This window comes from Bradyrhizobium sp. CAR08 (assembly GCF_052871955.1).
Window position 1 is genome coordinate 340,944 of record NZ_JBIXJX010000007.1, and the last position, 18,960, is coordinate 359,903.

Sequence of the window (18,960 nt, forward strand, 5' to 3'; positions counted from 1 at the left end):
TTGGTTGGTTTCCGCAGTGACACGACGAATCTCCTCCAGTGGGAGTCGTCTTTTACAGGATTATTAACGGGAAAGTTTTTGGCATACCAAATACCAGAATGTCAAGCTGCCTATTTTTTGCAGCGTTCTAAGGTGCGCTGCAGCTTGACAAGTTGGCTTCTGGCATACCAAATGCCATCGCCAGCCATTTTTGATCCAAGCCGGCGGAGTAATCTCGGCTTTATGCCACTCCGTTCCGCGACATGGAACAGAGCGCGGCGAATGGAAAGCATCACGGGCAGCCGCAACGCGCGCGCGCTTTGAGAACGCAAGAACCAAGGTCAAGGGAGAGCCACATGTCCAATTCCAAAGATGCCGTCCGCAAGGTGCTTGACCAGGTCAAGGCGGACAAGCGCACCAGCCTGACCGCGCCGGAAGGCAAGCTGGTCTGCGACGCCTACGGCATTGCGGTGCCGAAGGAGGGGGTGGCGAAATCGGCCGGCGAGGCCGGCAAGATGGCCGCCTCGATGGGCTTCCCGGTGGTGATGAAGATCGTCTCGCCGGACATTCTTCACAAGACCGAAGCCGGCGGCGTCATCGTTGGCCTCAAATCGGCAGAAGACGCCGAGAAGGCCTACGAGACCATTCTCGGCAACGCCAGGAAGTACAAGTCTGATGCCAAGATCGAGGGTGTCCAGGTGCAGCAGATGCTGGCCGGCGGCACCGAAGTGATCGTCGGGTCGATCACCGACGCCTCGTTCGGCAAGCTGGTTGCCTTCGGTCTCGGCGGCGTGCTGGTCGAAGTCCTGAAGGACATCACCTTCCGCCTCGCGCCCGCGACAAAGCAAGATGCGCTGTCGATGCTCGACGGCATCCAGGCGCATGAAATTTTGAAGGGCGTTCGCGGCGGCGAGCCGGTGAACCGCACGGCGCTCGCCGATGTCATCGTCAAGGTCTCGCAGCTCGTCACCGATTTCCCCGAGATCGTCGAGCTCGATCTCAACCCGGTGTTCGCGACGGCCAAGGACGCGATCGCGGCCGACGTCCGCATCGTCGTCGACTTCGCTTACGTGCCCAAGCCGAAGCCGCGCCCGACCGAAGAGATCGTCGCGGCGATGAGCCGCATCATGCAGCCGAAGGCGGTTGCCGTGGTCGGCGCTTCGGCCGAAGACGGCAAGATCGGCAATTCCGTGATGAAGAACCTCATCAACGGCGGCTACAAGGGCGACATCTACCCGATCCATCCCAAGGCCGCCGAGATCCTCGGCTACAAGGCCTACAAGAGCGTCAAGGACGTGCCCGGTGTGATCGACACCGCGGTGTTCGCAATTCCCGCGAAGTTCGTGGCCGCGGCGCTCACCGAATGCGGCGAGAAGAAAATTCCCGGCGCGGTTCTGATCCCGTCGGGCTTCGCGGAAGCCGGCGCGCCGGAACTCCAGGCCGAGATCGTCGAAGTCGGCAAGAAGTACGACATCCGCCTGATGGGACCGAACATCTACGGCTTCTATTATACGCCTGCCAATCTCTGCGCGACCTTCTGCACCGCCTATGATGTCAAGGGCCACGCGGCACTGTCTTCGCAATCGGGCGGCATCGGCATGGCCATCATCGGCTTCTCCCGTTCGGCCAAGATGGGCGTGTCGGCGATCGTCGGCCTCGGCAACAAGTCCGACATCGACGAGGACGATCTGCTCGCCTTCTTCGAGCAGGATCCGAACACGAACCTGATCGCGCAGCACTGCGAAGACCTCAAGGACGGCCGCGCCTTTGCGGAAGCCGCAAAACGCGTCTCCAAGAAAAAACCGGTCATCGTGCTCAAGGCCGGCCGCACCTCCGCCGGTGCTAAGGCGGCCTCGTCGCACACCGGCGCGCTCGCCGGCAACGACAAGATCTACGAGGATGTCCTGGCGCAGTCCGGCGTGATCCGCGCCCGTAGCTTGCGGCAGCTGCTCGAATTCGCGCGGGGCGTGCCGGTGCTGCCGACGCCGAAGGGCGAGAACGTGCTGATCATTACCGGTGCAGGCGGTTCGGGCGTGCTGTTGTCGGACTCCTGCGTCGACAACGGCTTGTCGCTGATGTCAATGCCGCCGGATCTGGATGCGGCCTTCCGCAAGTTCATCCCGCCGTTTGGCGCGGCCGGAAATCCCGTGGACATCACCGGCGGTGAGCCGCCGATCACCTACGTCAACACCGTAAAACTCGGCCTAACGGACGAGCGCATCCACTCGCTGATCCTCGGCTACTGGCACACCATCGTCACGCCGCCGATGGTGTTCGCCCGCAACATGGTCGAGGTGAAGAAGGAGATGGAGGCCAAGGGCTTCGTGAAGCCGATCGTCGCCTCGCTCGCCGGCGACGTCGAGGTTGAGGAAGCCGCCGAATATCTCTACCAGAACGGCATTCCGGCCTATGCCTACTCGACCGAACTGCCGGTCGAGGTCCTCGGTGCCAAGTACAAATGGGCGCGCGGAGCAGGGCTGCTCTGAGCCGACGATGCCGCTTCACCTCTCCCCGCGCGCGGGGAGAGGTGAGAACAGTCAGGTCGCGATGGGCAGGAACGTGATCCGGCGCAAATCGATCGAGCCCCGATCGCCATCGGCGGCCGATCACGACGCGCGCGACGGCGGCGTGCAGTCCGTCGATCGCGCGCTGTCGATCCTCGAGACATTGTCCGAAGACGACGAAGGCTATCGCCTCAGCGATCTCGCCGTCCGCACCGGGCTCTCGGCCTCGACCGTGCATCGCCTGCTGGCGACGCTGGAAAGCCGCCGCTTCGTGCAGTTCGACCGCGCCGAATCCAAATGGCATGTCGGCGTGCGCAGCTTCACGGTGGGCGCGAGCTTTGCGCGGCGGCGCAATTTCAGTGCCCAGGCCATTCCTTACTTGCGCAAGCTGCGTGATCTTACCCGCGAGACCGCCAATCTCGCCGTGGTCGACGACGAGTTCATCATCGTGCTGACCCGGATGGAGAGCCGCGAGATCATGCGCTCGCTGACCCAAGTCGGCGGCCGCGTTCCGATGGTGACCTCCGGCGTCGGCAAGGCGGTGCTCGCGACCTATTCCGACGAGGACGTCGGCGCCGTCATCCGCCATCACGGCATGCCACGCCTGACCGAGAAGTCGATCGTGCGGCCGAGCGACCTGTTCAAGGAGCTCGAAAAGATCCGCAAGCAAGGCTACGCGCTGGATGATGAAGAGGCCTGCATGGGCCTGCGCTGCGTTGCAGCGGTGGTCTACAACGCCTGCGCCGAGCCGCTTGCTGCGATTTCGGTGTCCGGCATGACCAGCCGGCTGACCGATCAGCGGTTACCGGAAATCGGGCAAATCGTCCGTGATGTTGCCGCCGAACTGACGGCAGCGCTCGGCGGGGCAATTCCGACGCCCCGCTAATCGGAAACCGGGGGTATGTCACTGGACAGTGTCGGCCGTTTTGGCTGATATGCGACCAAACGACACGATGCGGCAAACGTCCGCATGAGCCCGGAGACGGTCCCATGTTTCAACTTCCCGCGCGCCTCGTCGGCGCAGCCGTCGCGCTGACCCTTGCGGCAGCCACGCCGGCCTTTGCCCAGCAGCTCGAGCTCAAGCTGATGGCACCTGCGGCGCCGGGCGGTGGTTGGGACCAGACCGCGCGCTCGATGCAACAGGCGCTGGTCGCTGCCGGCGTCGCACGCAGCGTGCAGGTCACCAACGTTCCCGGCGCAGGCGGCAGTGTCGGCATCGCGCAGTTCGTCAACGGCGCCAAGGGCGACGGCAACCAGCTGATGGTCAACGGCTTCGTCATGGTGGGCGCGCTCGCCATGAACAAATCACCCGTCACGCTCGAGCAGGTGACGCCGATCGCGCGCCTCACCGAGGAAATCCAGGTGATCGTGGTGCCGGCGAATTCGCCGATCAAGACCGCGCAGGATCTGGCCGCCGCGGTGAAGGCCGACATCGCCAAGGTGACCTTCGCCGGCGGCTCGGCCGGCGGCGTCGATCACGTGATGGCGGCATTGTTCGCTGGTGCCGTCGGCGCCGACGCGAAGAAGATCAACTACATCCCGTTCTCGGGCGGCGGCGAGTCGCTCGCCGCCATTCTCGGCGCGAAGGTCACTGCCGGCATTTCCGGCCTCAGCGAATATGATGGGCAGATCAAGTCGGGCAAGCTGCGCGCGATCGGCGTGACCTCGGAGAAGCGCATTCCAGGCAGCGACATCCCGACCTTCAAGGAGCAGGGCATCGACCTCGTGATCGCCAACTGGCGCTCGGTGGTCGCGCCTCCCGGAATCACGCCGGAGCAGCGCAAGACGCTGAGCGACGCGGTCGAGAAGATGGTGAAGTCGGACGCCTGGAAAGACATCCTCAAGCAGAAGGGCTGGGAGGATGCCTATCTCGGCGGTGACGCCTTCGCCGATTTCCTGAAGAAAGAAACGGTGCGTGTGACGGACGTGCTGAGATCAGTCGGCCTGGTCAAGTCATGAGCTCAGGCGATCCCGTCCAGCCACCGCGGCGCGTCGATCGCGCCGGCGTCGTCATCGCCGCGCTGCTCGCAGGTCTTGCCGCGGTGCTGGTCTGGGATGCGCACGGCCTGCAATCGACCGCGATGTACGGGATGGGGCCGGAAGCCATGCCGGTCGTGATCGCCTCCGGCCTCGCGCTGCTCGCGATCGGCAATCTCGTTGACGCGCTGCGCGGCGGTCTGCCAGCGCGCGAGAGCGCAGATCCCGTGCCTGTGGTCTTGATCCTCGCCGGCCTTGCGCTGCTGATTGCCATCATTGGCTTCGGCGGCGGGTTCATCCTGGCGACGTCGGCGCTGTTCGTCACGACCTCGGCGGCATTTGGGCGCCGGGCTGTCCTCGTCGATTCCGCCATCGCCCTCGTGATGTCGACCCTCATTTACCTCGCGTTCGACCGCCTGTTGACGTTGAGTCTTCCAGCCGGCCCCCTGGAGCGACTGCTGTGATGGAAACTTTCGCGGCGCTGGCCCACGGCATGGCGGTCGCCGTCCAGCCGATGAATCTCCTCTACGCCCTGATCGGCGTGTTCCTTGGCACGGCCGTGGGCGTGCTGCCCGGCATCGGCCCGGCGTTGACGGTCGCGCTGCTGCTGCCGGTGACGTACAAGCTCGATCCCGGCGGTTCGCTGATCATGTTTGCCGGCATCTATTACGGCGGCATGTATGGCGGATCGACTACGGCCATCTTGATCAACACGCCCGGCGAGAGCGCCTCGATGGCGACGGCGCTCGAAGGCAACAAGATGGCCAAGGCCGGCCGCGGCGGACCGGCGCTCGCGACCTCCGCGATCGGCTCCTTCGTCGCGGGCACCATTGCCACCATCGGGCTTGCCTTTCTCGCGCCGTGGTTGGTCGATTTCGCCGTGCGCTTTGGTCCGGAGGATTATTTCGCGCTGATGTGCGTCGCCTTCGTCACGGTGTCGGCGACCTTCGGCGATTCCCCGATCCGCGGCCTGACCAGCCTGTTTATTGGTCTGACATTAGGTCTCGTCGGTATAGACAAGCTGACCGGTCAGGCGCGGCTTGCGTTCGGGGTGCCCGAGCTGCTCGACGGCGTCGAGGTGACGACGCTCGCGGTCGGCCTGTTCGCGGTGGGCGAGGCGCTCTACGTCGCATCGCGCCGCCACCACACCGAAGAGAAGCTCGAGCCGGTGCGCGGCTCGCTGTGGATGACCAAGGAAGACTGGAAGCGATCGTGGAAGCCGTGGCTGCGCGGCACCATGTTCGGCTTCCCGATCGGTGCGCTGCCTGCCGGCGGCGCGGAGATCCCGACTTTCCTGTCCTATTCCTGCGAGAAGCGACTGACCAAATACCCCGAAGAATTCGGCAAGGGCGCGATCGAAGGTGTCGCAGGACCGGAGGCCGCCAACAACGCTTCGGCTGCCGGCACGCTGGTGCCGCTCTTGACGCTGGGATTGCCGACCTCGGCGACGGCCGCGATGATGCTGGCGGGCTTCCAGCAATACGGCCTCAACCCGGGGCCGCTGCTGTTCGCCGAGCGGCCCGACCTCGTGTGGGGCCTGATCGCGAGCCTGTTCATCGCCAATTGCATGCTGCTGGTGCTCAATCTGCCGCTGATTGGCCTGTGGGTGCGGCTGCTGGCGATCCCGCAGCCGTGGCTCTATGCCGGCATCCTCGTGTTCGCGACCATGGGCACCATCGCCGCAAAGCCGTCGGTGGTCGAACTGTCGATGCTGGCCGGCTTCGGCGTGCTCGGCTTTCTGATGCGGCGGTTCGATTTTCCGATCGCGCCCGTCGTGGTCGGCCTGATCCTCGGCCCGATCGCCGAGAGCCAGCTGCGTCGCGCGCTCGCGATCAGTCTCGGCGATCCCATGACGTTGCTCCAGAGCCCGATCTCGGCGACGCTGCTTGCGCTGGCGTTCATCGCGCTGCTGGCACCCTTCGTGCTGAAAGGGATGGGACGCTTCAAGGCGAACGAGGACTAGCCATTCCGCCGCGAGTGTCTTCTAATGTTACGTTCATCTCGTGGGAAAAGTCATGCCGTCAGAGCTCCGTTCGCCCCGTCTCGCTGTCCTGATCGATGCAGACAATGCTTCGGCAAAGATCGCCGATGGGCTGTTCGAGGAGATTGCCAAGATCGGCGAGGCCAGCGTTCGCCGCATCTACGGCGACTTCTCCAATGCCAGGTCGAGGGGCTGGGCCGACATCCTGTCCAAACACGCCATCATCCCGCAGCAGCAGTTCGCCTATACGACGGGGAAGAATGCCTCCGACATCACGCTGGTCATCGACGCAATGGACCTGCTTCACAGCGGCCGGTTCGATGGCTTTTGCCTGGTGTCGTCGGACAGCGATTTCACCCGTCTGGCCGCCCGCATCCGGGAGCAGGGCATCGACGTCTTTGGGTTCGGCGAACAGAAGACGCCGGAGAGCTTCCGGCAGGCCTATCGAAGGTTCGTCTACACGGAGAACTTGCTTGCCGCCCCAGCGAACACCCAGGACGCCGCCTCGAGATCGACGTCGCTTCAGCCGCTCGATGCCGCAACCCCCATCATCAAGAAGGTCATCACCCAGATGGAGAGCGAGGACGGCTGGGTGACGCTTGGGGAAGTTGGCCGCCAGCTCGCCAATCTCGCGTCCGATTTCGATCCGCGAACCTTCGGCTTCCGCAAGCTGAGTGACCTCGTGCGCAAGACGAATGCGTTCGAGATTGACGAGCAGAACGGGAGGTCGATGCGGATTCGGGTCAAGCCCGCTGCCGCACCGGCCCCGCGACGACGGAACTCGCGCAGACCTGCGAGGCCAGCGGCGGCAGGCGCTTCTCCGCCTAAAGCGTAAGCAGAGCCTGCCGTTATATTTGCGCTTGCCCGGTCGGGCGCAGGGCGTAACCATCGCAGGGCCATAACGCCACGCGAGGGTTCTGATGACCAGACTTACCCGCTTCGCCGTCGCACCGCTGCATTCGATGACCCGGCGTCTCGCCGATGTGGCCTCGGCGCGTGTCGCGCCGGATCTCGTCGTCACCGGCGCGCGGGTGCTCTCGACCTATTCGGAGCGCATCCATGCGAACCGCGAAATCTGGATCACCGGCGGCCGCATTGCTGCGATGAAGCCGGCCGGCGCTGCGAAGAAAGTCTTCGGCGACGTGCCGGTTTACGACGCGGCGGGCGGCATCATCGCGCCGGGGCTGGTCGACCCGCACATCCACATCGAATCCTCGATGGTGACGGCCTGCGCCTATGCCGAGGCCGCCCTGCTCAACGGCACCACCACAATCTTCTGCGACAGCCACGAGATCGGCAACGTCATGGACGTCGTCGGCGTCGAGGCGATGCTGGAGGACGCACGCGAGGCTCCGCTCTCGATCTTCCTGACGGTGCCCTCGACGGTTCCTGCGACTTCGGCCGCACTGGAGACTGCGGGCGGCGATCTGACGCCCGACAAGATCGCCGGCCTGTTCGACCGTTGGCCGGAAGCCGTCGGGCTCGGCGAGAAGATGGATTTCGTGCCTGTCACCATGGGCGATGAGCGAAGCCACGCCATCCTCGCTGCCGCCCTGAAGCGCGGCCGGCCGGTGTCCGGCCATATCTATGGCCGCGACTTCGTTGCGGCCTATGCGGCGAGCGGCATCACCGACACCCATGAGGCGATCGACCGCGACATCGCCGACGATCTGCTCGATGCCGGGGTCTGGGTGTTCCTGCGCGGGGGACCGCCGACCACGCCCTGGCACTCGCTGCCGCAGGCGATCCGGACCATCACCGAGCTCGGCGCCTCGCACAAGCGCACGGCCGTGTGCACCGACGATCGCGACGCCGACGATCTCCTGCTGTTCGGTCTCGACTGGGTGGTGCGCGAAGCCGTGAAAGCAGGGATGTCGCCGGAGCAGGCCTGGTCGATGGGCTCGCTGCATGGCGCGACGCGCTTCAACATGGACAGCGATATCGGCGGGCTCGGCGGCGGGCGCCGCGCCGATCTGGTGCTGATGGACGACAATCTGAAGCCGCAATGCACCTGGTATGGCGGCGAACTCGTGGTCGAAAACCGAAAGATCACGCCGAAGCTCGAGCAGGCGCTGTCGCAGCGCTATCAATATCCGCAGGCGGCCTATGCGACGGTGAAGCTGCCCGAGAAGGTCAAGCTGACGCCGGAGCTGCCGGCGAAGGCCTGCACTGTCAACGCGATCAAGACCGCGTTGCCCGGCATCACGCTGATCCATGAGAAGATCGCGATCGAGCCCGCAAAGGACTGGCCCTCACTGTTCGCCCGCTACGGCCTATGCTTCGTCACGGTGGTCGAACGCCACGGCAAGTCGGCCGGCAATGTCGCCTACGGCCTGTTGAAGGACTTTGGACTGAAGCGCGGCGCGGTCGCCTCCAGCGTCGGGCACGACAGCCACAACATCATCGTTGCCGGCACCAACGAGGCCGATATGCAGGTCGCGGTCGCCGCCATCAAGGAGCAACAGGGCGCCGTCTGCCTCGTCGCCGAGGGCAAGGTGAGGGCGCTAGTGCCGCTGCCGATCGCTGGGCTCTTGTCCGACAAGCGCGTCACGGAGGTGGCGGAAGAGGTCAAGGCGCTGAAGAAGGAATGGGCGGAGGCCGGCTGCACCATCCCCTACATGGGTTTCAATCTGATTCCGCTATCGGTCATTCCGGAAATTCGTATCACCGACAAGGGCCTCGTGCTGGTGCCGCAGATGCAGCTGGCGCCGCTGTTCGAGTGATCGCTTTCACGGATATCTCGATCTAACCGATTGAGACCGCCACGTTTTTTCCGCGGCTGCCGCATCGTGGAAAATAAAATCGATCTCGTTGAGTGAAGCCCTCGCGGGCCCGATGATCTCGCTCGAGCCAATGCAACTCAAGCGAGGTCCGATATGGCGAAGATGCGAGCCATCGATGCTGCCGTGCGAATTCTGGAGAAGGAGGGCATCTCGACTGCCTTCGGCGTTCCCGGGGCCGCGATCAATCCGCTTTACTCGGCGCTGAAGAAGCGCGGCTCGATCCGCCATATCCTGGCGCGCCATGTCGAGGGTGCCTCGCACATGGCCGAGGGCTATACGCGGGCCAAGGCCGGCAATATCGGCGTCTGCATCGGCACCTCGGGGCCGGCCGGGACCGACATGATCACCGGGCTCTATTCCGCGATCGCTGATTCCATCCCGATCCTCTGCATCACCGGGCAGGCGCCGCGCGCGCGGCTCTACAAGGAGGATTTCCAGGCCGTCGACATCGAGTCGATCGCAAAGCCCGTGACCAAATGGGCGGTGACGGTGCGCGAGCCGGCGCTGGTGCCCCGCGTGTTCAGCCAGGCGTTTCACGTGATGCGCTCGGGAAGGCCCGGCCCGGTGCTGATCGACATGCCGCTCGACGTGCAGCTCGCCGAGATCGAGTTCGACGACGAGACCTATGAGCCATTGCCGGTCTACAAGCCGACCGCGACCCGCAAGCAGGTCGAGAAGGCGCTGGAGATGCTCAATGCGGCCGAACGGCCGCTGATCGTCGCGGGCGGCGGCGTGATCAATGCCGACGCCTCGGATCTGCTGGTGGAATTCGCCGAGATTGCCAACGTGCCGGTCGTGCCGACGCTGATGGGCTGGGGGGCCATCCCCGACGACCACGTGCTGATGGCCGGCATGGTCGGTCTTCAGACCAGTCACCGTTACGGCAATGCCACCATGCTCGAATCCGATTTCGTGCTCGGCATCGGCAATCGCTGGGCCAACCGCCACACCGGCTCGGTCGAGACCTACACCAAGGGGCGCACCTTCGTGCATGTCGACATTGAGCCGACGCAGATCGGGCGCGTGTTCAATCCCGATCTCGGCATCGTCTCGGACGCGAAGGCCGCTCTCGAACTCTTCGTCACCGTCGCCAGGGAGTGGCGCCGGTCCGGCAGGTTGCGCGAGCGCCAGGCGTGGCCCGCTGCCTGCCGCGACCGGAAGAAGACAATGTTGCGCAAGAGCCATTTCGATAACGTCCCGATCAAGCCCCAGCGCGTCTACGAGGAGATGACCGAGGCGTTTGGCCGTGACACCTGCTACGTCTCCGTGATCGGCCTGTCGCAGATCGCCGGCGCGCAGTTCCTGGGCGTCTACAAGCCGCGCAACTGGATCAATGCCGGGCAGGCGGGCCCGCTCGGCTGGACGCTACCCGCGGCGCTCGGCGTGCGCGCGGCGTGTCCGGATCGTGATATCGTCGCGCTCTCAGGCGACTACGATTTCCAATTCCTGATCGAGGAGCTCGCAGTTGGGGCGCAATTCAATCTGCCCTACATCCACGTCGTCGTGAACAATTCCTATCTCGGCCTGATCCGCCAAGCCCAGCGCGGCTTCGACATGGACTATCACGTCCAGCTCTCGTTCGAGAACATCAACGCGCCTGAGCTCGGCGGCTACGGTGTCGATCACGTCGCTGTCGCCGAAGGGCTCGGCTGCAAGGCGATCCGCGTCACCGACCCGAAGGACTCGCAGGCGGCGTTCGCGACCGCGCGCGAATGGATGGCCAAGCATCGCGTGCCCGTGATGGTCGAGTTCATCCTCGAACGCGTCACCAACATCGCGATGGGCACGGAAATCGACAACATCGTCGAATTCGAGGAGGTGCTGGATCTGCCGCTCGACGAGGTCGCGACCGCGCGGCCCGGCGTGCTGCAGCCGGCGGAATAGGGAGATAGCATCATGCCGAAATTCGCCGCCAACCTCACCATGCTCTTCAACGAAATGCCGTTCGTGGACCGCTTCGCAGCGGCCAAAGCAGCGGGCTTCGGCGGGGTCGAGTACCTCTTCCCCTACGAATTCGACAAGGCGCAGCTGAGCGAGCAACTCGACGGCCATGGGCTGACGCAGGTGCTGCACAATCTGCCGGCCGGCAATTGGGCGGCGGGCGAGCGCGGCATCGCGATCCTGCCTGATCGTATCAGCGAGTTCAGGGACGGTGTGTTTCGCGCCATCGACTATGCCAGGGCGCTCGATTGCGAGCAGCTCAACTGTCTCGTCGGCATCGCGCCCGTCGATGCCGATCCGCGTGAGCTCAACGAAACGCTGGTTGGGAATCTGCGCTTTGCGGCGTCGACGCTGGCGCGGGAAAACATCAAGCTGCTGATCGAGCCGATCAACACGCTCGACATGCCCGGCTTCTTTCTGAACGGCACCGAGCGGGCCGTGCAGCTGATCTCCGAGGTGCGCTCGAACAATCTGTTCGTCCAGTACGACATCTACCACATGCAGATCATGGAGGGCGACCTCGCCCGTACTATGCAGGAATACCTGCCGCAGATCGCGCACATCCAGCTCGCCGACAACCCCGGCCGTCACGAGCCTGGCACCGGCGAGATCAACTATCCCTTCCTGTTCCGCCATCTCGACGCGATCGGTTACCGCGGCTGGGTCGGCTGCGAATACAAGCCGCGCACCACGACGCTGGAAGGCCTGTCCTGGCACGCGGCGCAGACGTTCGAGACCTGAGGAAACGTTGACATGATCGACATCGGCTTTATCGGACTTGGCACCATGGGACGGCCGATGGCCGGCCATCTTCTGACCGCAGGCCATCGCGTTCTCCTGCACGATGTCGGGCCGGTCGCGCCCGAGCTGATCGCGGCCGGCGGCGTTGGCTGCAAGTCAAGCAAGGAGGTCGCGGAGGAGGCGGATGCGGTCATCATCATGGTGCCGGATACGCCGCATGTGGAGGCCGTGCTGTTCGGCAAGGACGGCGTCGCGGGCGGCATTTCCAAGGGAAAGATCGTGGTCGACATGAGCTCAATCTCGCCGCTGGCGACCAAGGAGTTTGCGAAGAAGATCGAGGCGCTCGGCGCGGATTATCTCGACGCACCGGTGTCAGGCGGGGAGGTCGGTGCCAAGGCGGCAAGCCTCACCATCATGGTGGGTGGCCCCGAGCGCGCTTTCAACACCATGAAGCCGATCTTCGACCGGATGGGGAAGAACGTCACCCGGGTCGGCGCCAATGGCGACGGCCAGACGACGAAGGTCGCCAACCAGATCATCGTCGCCTTGACGATCGAGGCGGTCAGCGAAGCGCTGCTGTTCGCGTCGAAAGCCGGTGCGGATCCGGCGCTGGTGCGGCAGGCCCTGATGGGCGGCTTTGCGTCGTCCCGGATTCTCGAAGTGCATGGCGAGCGCATGGTGAAGCGCAATTTCGATCCCGGCTTCCGCATCGAGCTGCATCAGAAGGATCTCAACCTCGCGCTTGAAGGCGCCCGCGCGCTCGGCCTGTCACTGCCAAGCACGGCAGTGGCGCAGCAATTGTTCTCGTCTTGCACCGCACATGGCGGCAAGGGTTGGGATCACTCGGCAATGGTGCGTGCGCTGGAACTGATGGCGCGGCACGAGATCGCCGCAGCCTGAACTGTTACCAGGTAACAGTCTCCACTTGTAGTTCTGCCTAGATCCGGCGGGGAACCGGAACAATGATCCGGCCCCGCGGTTGAAGGCGCACAACAATCACTGGAGACATAAGCACATGAAGACCCGTCTTGCGATTACGTTCGCTGCCGCGTCGCTGCTGGCGTCGAGTGCAGCCTTTGCCCAGTCGACGACCGAACAGGGCGCCAGGGACGGCGCTCGCGCGGGCGGCGACATCGGCGGCCCGGTCGGAGCGATGGTCGGTGGTACCGTCGGTGCGGCGGTCGGCGCTGGTCTGGAAATCCCGAATGCGATCCTCGGCGGAATTCCGCGCGATGATTCCGTCGTGGTCCACGAGCGCGTCGTGGTCGGCGAGCCACTGCCGCCGACCGTGGTGCTGCGGCCCGTGCCGAACTACACCGAATATCGCTATGCGGTCGTGAACGATCGCCGCGTGATCGTGGAGCCGCGCACGCGCCGCGTCGTTAAGATCATCGACTGATCGACCGGAGCGTGAGCTTTGAAGAGACGGGCCCTGCGGAACGTCACTCCGCGGGGCCTTGTCTCGTCAGGGCCGGATTTGCGCGAAACCGCGTCATGGCCCAATCGGCGATGGCCGCCAGCGCGAAACCGATGCAGGTGGTGCCGGCATCGACCAGAAAGTCCTCCAGCCGCGCATGCCGTCCCGGTGCCCAGAATTGCATCAGTTCGAGCAGGCCGATCAGCACCACGGCGATCGCTGTGGCCGACAGGCGGCGGCGCGGATAGGCGAGGCCGAAGGCTAGTCCCACCAGGACGAAGGCAAGGGCATGTTCGCCGTCCTGGCCAAGGTCGGAATGGGGCCGTAGGCTTGGCGGGCCGAGGGTTGCAAAGGCGACGGCGGCGGCAAGCAGCCAGGCAGAGGAGCGAAGCAAAATGGACATCCGCACCGCTTAGCACGGATTGCAGCAGCCTGCCGAGGCGCCAGGATCAGATCGCTGTGTAGTTAATGACAAACCGTTAAAGTGGCTCGCGCACGCCAAGGCCGTGCATGAAGCGTTCCCGGATTTGTACGGGATCGCGTCGGGTGGCGCCGACGCCGGGCTTGTCATCGATGCGGACGGCGATCAGGCTGGGCTCGCCGGCCGACATGGCTTCCTCGACCAGACGCTCGAAATCCGCCTCGTCCGCGGCCCAGGCGCTGTTGGCAAGCCCGGAGCCGGTTGCGATGGCGACGATGTCAGCCACGTTCGCGGCCGGTGTCGGCTGCGCGCCCGTGATCTGGTAGATGCCGTTGTCCATCACGATCATGATGAGGTTCTTCGGCTTCAACGCCGCGATCGTCGAGAGTGCGCCGAGCTGCATCAGCAGCGAGCCGTCGCCTTCGAGCGCAAAGACGCGCCGGTCCGGCTGCGCCAGCGCCACGCCCAGCGCGATCGGGAAGGCGAGCCCCATGCTGCCGAGCATGTAGAAATTTTGCGGACGGTGGCCGGCGGCCCAGAGGTCGAAATTGGTGTTGCCGATGCCGCCGATCACGGCTTCCTCGTGCTCGAGCTTCGCGATCAGGCGCGAGGTGACGTCGAAGCGGTTCATCACTTTGGTGTTGCGCACGTCTGTATTCATTTGGGCCGGACTCACTTGTCGAACACCTTGCCGCCCGTGAGCAGCGGGTTGAGGATCAGCGCGACTGGCGCCTGCGTCGTGACGGCCTGCTTGATCGAACGATCGGCAATGAATTCGAGCTCGTCGAGCCGGGTGATGGTGTGATGCTCCAGCGCCAGCGAATCCAGCACCGGACGCATGGTGCGGCAGACCAGTGACTGGCCGTAGTTGAACTCGCCGAGCGTGCCGCGCTCGGACACGAACATGATAAGCGGAATCTGGTAGGGCACCGCGAGCGAGGCCAGCACGTTGGCGAGCGTCGCAAAGCCTGAGGTCTGCATCAGCACCGCACCGCGCCGTCCGCCCATCCAGGCGCCCGACACGATGCCGACGGCCTCCTCCTCGCGGGCGGTGGCAAAGGTGGTGAAGAACTGATCGGCGTGCAGGTTCTTGATCAGCGGCGTCAGCACGCGGTCGGGCACGTAAGGGACGAGGCTGATCTCATTCCGCTTTAGGGTTTGCAGGATGATGCCGTGCCAGCTCTTGTCACTGGAGGTCTGCGCCGCCTCGGACGAGGTTTGTTGCTCCGCAATCGGCATTGCGTTCTCCCTTCGGCCGCGCATGCTTCTTGGTCTTTGCCATTGTCTTGGCCGTCGTCTTCCGTCGCGGCGGTCTGCCGAACTTGACGCAGGCAGCGGGATTGTCAACATGTCCGGACTGCACCGTGATCTGCGCCAGACGGCCTGCCGCAGCCGGTGCCGCCGTGTCATAAGCGGCAACAACAAGAGAACGGAGGAACGCATGACAGGAGCGCGCGAAGCGCTGGCCCTGCGGATCTCCTGGAGAAAGCCGGAAGGGTCCTGATGTCCGTCAACAGCAAGCGCGTCTTCTACGTCAAATATCTGGCCAATCCGATCTATATCGACATCCTGAAGGCGCGGCCCGACGTCCGGCTCGATCGCATCGAGAACGAGAGCCCCGAGGAATATTTCGCGTCGATCATCGAGGCGGCTCATGTCTACCAGATCGGCGCCGCCCGTGACGAACTGGCCCCGCACTTCCATGTCGATGCTGCCTTCCTGAAGCGCGCGCCGAACCTGCTGCTCGTCTCCAGCAACGGCGCGGGATTCGATCCTGTCGATGTCGAGGCTTGCACCGACGCCGGCGTGCTGGTCGTCAACCAGTCCGGCGGCAATGCCCACTCGGTAGCCGAGCATGCGCTGGCGATGATGCTGACGCTGTCCAAGCGCATCATCCAGTCCGACCGCAAGCTCCGCAGGGAGTCCAACGTCAACCGCAACGAACTCGTCGGCAACGAGATCGAGCACAAGACCGTCGGCATCATCGGCCTCGGCAATGTCGGTCGCCGCATCGCCGCGCTGTGCAAGGGCCTGTTCGGCATGAAGGTGCTGGCATACGATCCGTACCTGACGGCCGAGGTGATGGCCGAGCGGGGCGGCGAGAAGGTCGAGCTCGACGAGCTGCTGCGCCGCGCCGATTTCGTCTCCATCTCCTGCCCGCTCGACAGGGGCAGCCGCAACATGATCAGCGTGCGCGAATTTGCGTTGATGCAGCCGCATGCGTACTTTATCACCACGGCGCGCGGCTTCATCCACGATGAGGATGCGCTGCTCCAGGCCTTGCGCGAGAAGCGCATTGCGGGCGCCGGTCTCGACGTCTGGTCCAAGGAGCCGCCGCCGCCGGAGCATCCGCTGCTCCAGCTCGACAACGTGCTGGCGAGCCCGCATACCGCGGGCGTCACGATCGAGGCGCGGCAGAACATGGGCCGCATCGCGGCCGAGCAGGTGCTGGATACGCTCGATGGCAAGCGGCCGCCGCGCATCATCAATCCGGAGGTCTGGCCACGCTATGTGGAGCGATTCAAGCAGGCGTTTGGTGTGACGCCGGCGTAGTTGACAGTCGCTCTGTCCTTCCGGGGTGCGATGCTCCTGCTGCCCAATGTCCCGGTTAGAGCTACGCGCCACGGAACGATCGGCGGGGGGAACCGCGCCCGACTTTGATCCGTGTCAAAATCTCCCTCCCGGATTCCGCCTAAATGGGATAAGAGTGAGCGCCGCCGGGGCAGGCAGGAGGTCCCATGTCAACTTATGTGGTCAGGTTCATGAAGGACGTGCTCGGCCAGTACGGCCGGCAGATCGAGGTGTGCCAGGGCACGCTCGAGATCGACGCTTCCGACGAGGACGAAGCCAGAGAGCGGGCGAAGGCGAGGTTTTGCGAGGATCAGGCGTTGCACCACTGGTCGCTGCATGCCGACCGCATCCAAGTCAGACCGGCTGACTTTCCCTCGTGAGGCCTGGCGGCCGGGCGCCGTGAGGTGACGCCGGCGCCGAGAGGGGACTGCTGCACCGTCTCAGTCGAGCAGCTTGTCCAGTGTGATCGGAAATCGACGGATGCGTTTGCCGGTGGCGTGATAGACGGCGTTCGCGATCGCGGCGGGAACGCCGACGATGCCGATCTCGCCCAGCCCCTTGATGCCGAGCGCGTTGATGTGCGCGTCCGGCTCGTCGACGAAGATCACGTCGATGTCGTGAACATCGGCATTCACGGGAATGTGGTACTCGGCGATGTTCGCGTTCATGATCCGCCCGAAGCGGTGATCCATCACCGTCTCCTCGTGCAGGGCCATCCCAATCCCCCAGACCACGCCGCCCATGATCTGGCTGCGGCCTGTCTTGGTGTTGAGAATCCGCCCGGCCGCGACGGCGCTCACGACCCGCGTCACGCGAATGACGTTTAGCTCTTCGTCCACCTTGACCTCGGCGAAGACGGCCGAGTGGGTGTTACGCGCGTGCTTCTTGTCCTCGCCGAATTGATTGAGCTTTTCCTTCTCGATGCGTTCGACGCCGCCGTGACGCATCGCGTCGGCGATCGAGACCGCGCGGCTGTTGTTGCTGGCGCTGGCAATGCTGCCGTCGGTCAGCACCGTATCGGCTAGCTCGGCGCTGGCGAGCGGCGAGCCTGGCATCTTCCCGGCCAGGCGTAACAGTTCCTTGCGCACTTCCTCGGCGGCTGCGAGCACCGCATGCGCGCTCGAAGCGGCCATCCAGGAGCCGCCCTCCACAGGCGCCTGCGGCAGACTGGAATCTGCGAGCCGGACGCTGATGTTCTCAATCGGCAGGCCGAGCGCATCGGCTGCGACCTGAGCCACAATGGTGTAGGTGCCGGTGCCGATGTCGGATGCGGCGCAGGACACCTCGGCATGTCCGTTCGACGTCAGCACGATACGGACGGCGACCGGCATCTGCAGTGCTTCCCACACACCCGTCGCCATGCCCCAGCCGATCAGATCCTTGCCGTCGCGCATCGAGCGCGGCGCAGGATCGCGTCTGCTCCAGCCGAAGGCGTCCGCGCCGCGCGCGTAGCATTCGCGCAACTGCTTGCTGGTGTAGGGCAGGTTTTCGCTCTGGTCGCGATCCGAGTAGCACTTCAGCCGCAATTCGATCGGGTCGAGCTTGAGTGCGACGGCGAGCTCGTCCATCGCGCATTCCAGCGCGCAGACGCCCGACGCAGCGCCCGGTGCGCGCATGTCGCAGGGGGTGGAGACGTCAAGGTGCACCAGCTTGTGGGAGAAGCGGCTGTTCGGGCTCTTGTAGAGCTGTTCGGCCCAGCCGGTATCGTTGCGGGCAAAATCCTCATAGCGCGAGGTGACGGCAATGGCCTCGTGCGTGACCGCGTCGAGGGCGCCATCGGATCTTGCGCCGAGCCCGACGCGCTCGATGGTCATCGGCCGGTAGCCGAGCCCGTACATCTGCTGCCGCGTCAGTACGACGCGAACGGACCGCTTCAGCGCGAGCGCGCCGAGTGTTGCCAACACCACCTGATATTGCGGCCGCAAGCCGGAGCCGAAGGCGCCGCCGACGTACGGCGAGACCACGCGAATGTCGTCCGGCTTCTTGTCGAACACGCTGCAGAGAAATTTGTGGACGTTCTGGACGCCTTGGGTCTTGTCGTAGATCGTGAGCTTGCCATTGCTGTCCCAGACCGCCGTGGTCGCATAGAGCTCCATCGGGTTGTGATGCTCGGTCGGTATCACGTAGTCCGCCTCGTGGCGCACATCAGCTCCCGCAAGGGCGGCTGCGGCGTCGCCCCGCGGTTTATGCGGCTCGTTCTTCTCGGCGGCGTTGCTGCGTTCGCCTTCGAGGTCGGTTGCAAAACCATGCTGCTCATATTCGACCCGCACGAGCGTCGCGGCGAATTTCGCGGTTTCCCAGTCCTCTGCGACGACAAGTGCGATCGGCTGGCCATTGAACTTGATCTTGTCATCATAAAGCGGACGGAAAGGCGAGCCTTCCTCGGGCGCCACCTCGTCCTTCCACGCCTCGTCCTTGTCGGCCAGCGGCGGACGGTTCGCATGCGTGAGCACGTTGAGTACGCCCTCGACCTTCAACGCCTCGCTCGCGTCGAGGCGGGCAATGCGCCCGCATGGAATGATGGCCTCGACCACGAAGCCATGGAGGAGCTTGTCGGCTGGAAATTCGCCGGCGTATTTGGCGGCGCCGGTGACCTTGGCCCGGCCGTCGACACGCGACGTTGGCGTTCCGACATAAGCGTTCAT

Annotated in this window: 17 protein-coding genes; 13 read left to right on the plus strand and 4 right to left on the minus strand. The window is 64.5% G+C overall.

Annotated features, from left to right (window positions below; genetic code table 11):
- The first annotated feature begins 335 nt into the window (after positions 1–335).
- The 11 genes from ACIPUD_RS17505 to ACIPUD_RS17555 all read left to right on the plus strand — a co-directional run bounded on the left by ACIPUD_RS17505 (position 336) and on the right by ACIPUD_RS17555 (position 13,305).
- Positions 336–2,465 carry an acetate--CoA ligase family protein gene (locus ACIPUD_RS17505; protein ID WP_204510723.1) on the plus strand — a complete coding sequence of 710 codons (2,130 nt, stop codon included), beginning with the start codon at positions 336–338 and terminating at the stop codon, positions 2,463–2,465.
- A 61-nt stretch (positions 2,466–2,526) separates the two neighbouring features.
- Complete coding sequence (locus tag ACIPUD_RS17510) at positions 2,527–3,369, plus strand: IclR family transcriptional regulator (protein WP_018458585.1); 843 nt, start codon at positions 2,527–2,529, stop codon at positions 3,367–3,369.
- A 104-nt stretch (positions 3,370–3,473) separates the two neighbouring features.
- Entirely contained in the window at positions 3,474–4,442 is a 969-nt protein-coding gene (locus ACIPUD_RS17515) for a Bug family tripartite tricarboxylate transporter substrate binding protein (RefSeq protein WP_018458586.1), read from the plus strand.
- Positions 4,439–4,924 (plus strand): tripartite tricarboxylate transporter TctB family protein, encoded by a 486-nt coding sequence (locus ACIPUD_RS17520; RefSeq protein WP_247393909.1) that lies wholly within the window; start codon positions 4,439–4,441, stop codon positions 4,922–4,924. The genes ACIPUD_RS17515 and ACIPUD_RS17520 overlap by 4 nt, the downstream gene beginning before the upstream one ends.
- Positions 4,924–6,423, plus strand: a complete 1,500-nt coding sequence (locus tag ACIPUD_RS17525; protein WP_247393907.1) for a tripartite tricarboxylate transporter permease — start codon at positions 4,924–4,926, stop codon at positions 6,421–6,423. The genes ACIPUD_RS17520 and ACIPUD_RS17525 overlap by 1 nt, the downstream gene beginning before the upstream one ends.
- 52 nt (positions 6,424–6,475) lie before the next feature.
- Positions 6,476–7,276, plus strand: a complete 801-nt coding sequence (locus tag ACIPUD_RS17530; protein ID WP_446481217.1) for an NYN domain-containing protein — start codon at positions 6,476–6,478, stop codon at positions 7,274–7,276.
- A gap of 85 nt (positions 7,277–7,361) precedes the next feature.
- Positions 7,362–9,164: an adenine deaminase gene (locus tag ACIPUD_RS17535; protein ID WP_247393892.1), complete on the plus strand. Its 1,803-nt coding sequence runs from the start codon at positions 7,362–7,364 to the stop codon at positions 9,162–9,164.
- Between the two features lie 153 nt (positions 9,165–9,317).
- Positions 9,318–11,108 carry a glyoxylate carboligase gene (gene gcl, locus ACIPUD_RS17540; protein ID WP_446481218.1) on the plus strand — a complete coding sequence of 597 codons (1,791 nt, stop codon included), beginning with the start codon at positions 9,318–9,320 and terminating at the stop codon, positions 11,106–11,108.
- A 12-nt stretch (positions 11,109–11,120) separates the two neighbouring features.
- Positions 11,121–11,906: a hydroxypyruvate isomerase gene (gene hyi / locus ACIPUD_RS17545; protein ID WP_446481219.1), complete on the plus strand. Its 786-nt coding sequence runs from the start codon at positions 11,121–11,123 to the stop codon at positions 11,904–11,906.
- 12 nt (positions 11,907–11,918) lie between these two features.
- Positions 11,919–12,806, plus strand: coding sequence for a 2-hydroxy-3-oxopropionate reductase (locus ACIPUD_RS17550; RefSeq protein ID WP_085352323.1), 888 nt, complete (start codon positions 11,919–11,921; stop codon positions 12,804–12,806).
- Between the two features lie 115 nt (positions 12,807–12,921).
- On the plus strand, positions 12,922–13,305 hold the full coding sequence (locus ACIPUD_RS17555; RefSeq protein ID WP_018458594.1) for a DUF1236 domain-containing protein: 384 nt from the start codon (positions 12,922–12,924) through the stop codon (positions 13,303–13,305).
- Between the two features lie 43 nt (positions 13,306–13,348).
- On the opposite strand, the gene ACIPUD_RS17560 is transcribed toward ACIPUD_RS17555, so the two are convergent.
- The 3 genes from ACIPUD_RS17560 to ACIPUD_RS17570 all read right to left on the minus strand — a co-directional run bounded on the left by ACIPUD_RS17560 (position 13,349) and on the right by ACIPUD_RS17570 (position 14,983).
- Positions 13,349–13,726: a VanZ family protein gene (locus ACIPUD_RS17560; protein WP_446481220.1), complete on the minus strand. Its 378-nt coding sequence runs from the start codon at positions 13,724–13,726 to the stop codon at positions 13,349–13,351.
- 76 nt (positions 13,727–13,802) lie between these two features.
- Positions 13,803–14,405, minus strand: coding sequence for a thiamine pyrophosphate-dependent enzyme (locus ACIPUD_RS17565; RefSeq protein WP_446481221.1), 603 nt, complete (start codon positions 14,403–14,405; stop codon positions 13,803–13,805).
- 11 nt (positions 14,406–14,416) lie between these two features.
- The gene (locus ACIPUD_RS17570; RefSeq protein WP_026233617.1) at positions 14,417–14,983 is read right to left on the minus strand and encodes a thiamine pyrophosphate-binding protein; all 567 of its coding nucleotides are present in this window, start codon (positions 14,981–14,983) and stop codon (positions 14,417–14,419) included.
- A 264-nt stretch (positions 14,984–15,247) separates the two neighbouring features.
- Here ACIPUD_RS17570 and ACIPUD_RS17575 point away from each other — a divergent pair, with 264 nt between their 5' ends.
- Together ACIPUD_RS17575 and ACIPUD_RS17580 are read left to right on the plus strand one after the other, a co-directional pair.
- Positions 15,248–16,297 carry a hydroxyacid dehydrogenase gene (locus ACIPUD_RS17575; protein ID WP_085352326.1) on the plus strand — a complete coding sequence of 350 codons (1,050 nt, stop codon included), beginning with the start codon at positions 15,248–15,250 and terminating at the stop codon, positions 16,295–16,297.
- A 185-nt stretch (positions 16,298–16,482) separates the two neighbouring features.
- Positions 16,483–16,695, plus strand: a complete 213-nt coding sequence (locus tag ACIPUD_RS17580) for a hypothetical protein (RefSeq protein WP_007608382.1) — start codon at positions 16,483–16,485, stop codon at positions 16,693–16,695.
- A 60-nt stretch (positions 16,696–16,755) separates the two neighbouring features.
- Here the strand turns inward: ACIPUD_RS17580 and ACIPUD_RS17585 are convergent, their stop codons facing one another.
- Positions 16,756–18,960: a xanthine dehydrogenase family protein molybdopterin-binding subunit gene (locus ACIPUD_RS17585; protein ID WP_446481222.1), complete on the minus strand. Its 2,205-nt coding sequence runs from the start codon at positions 18,958–18,960 to the stop codon at positions 16,756–16,758.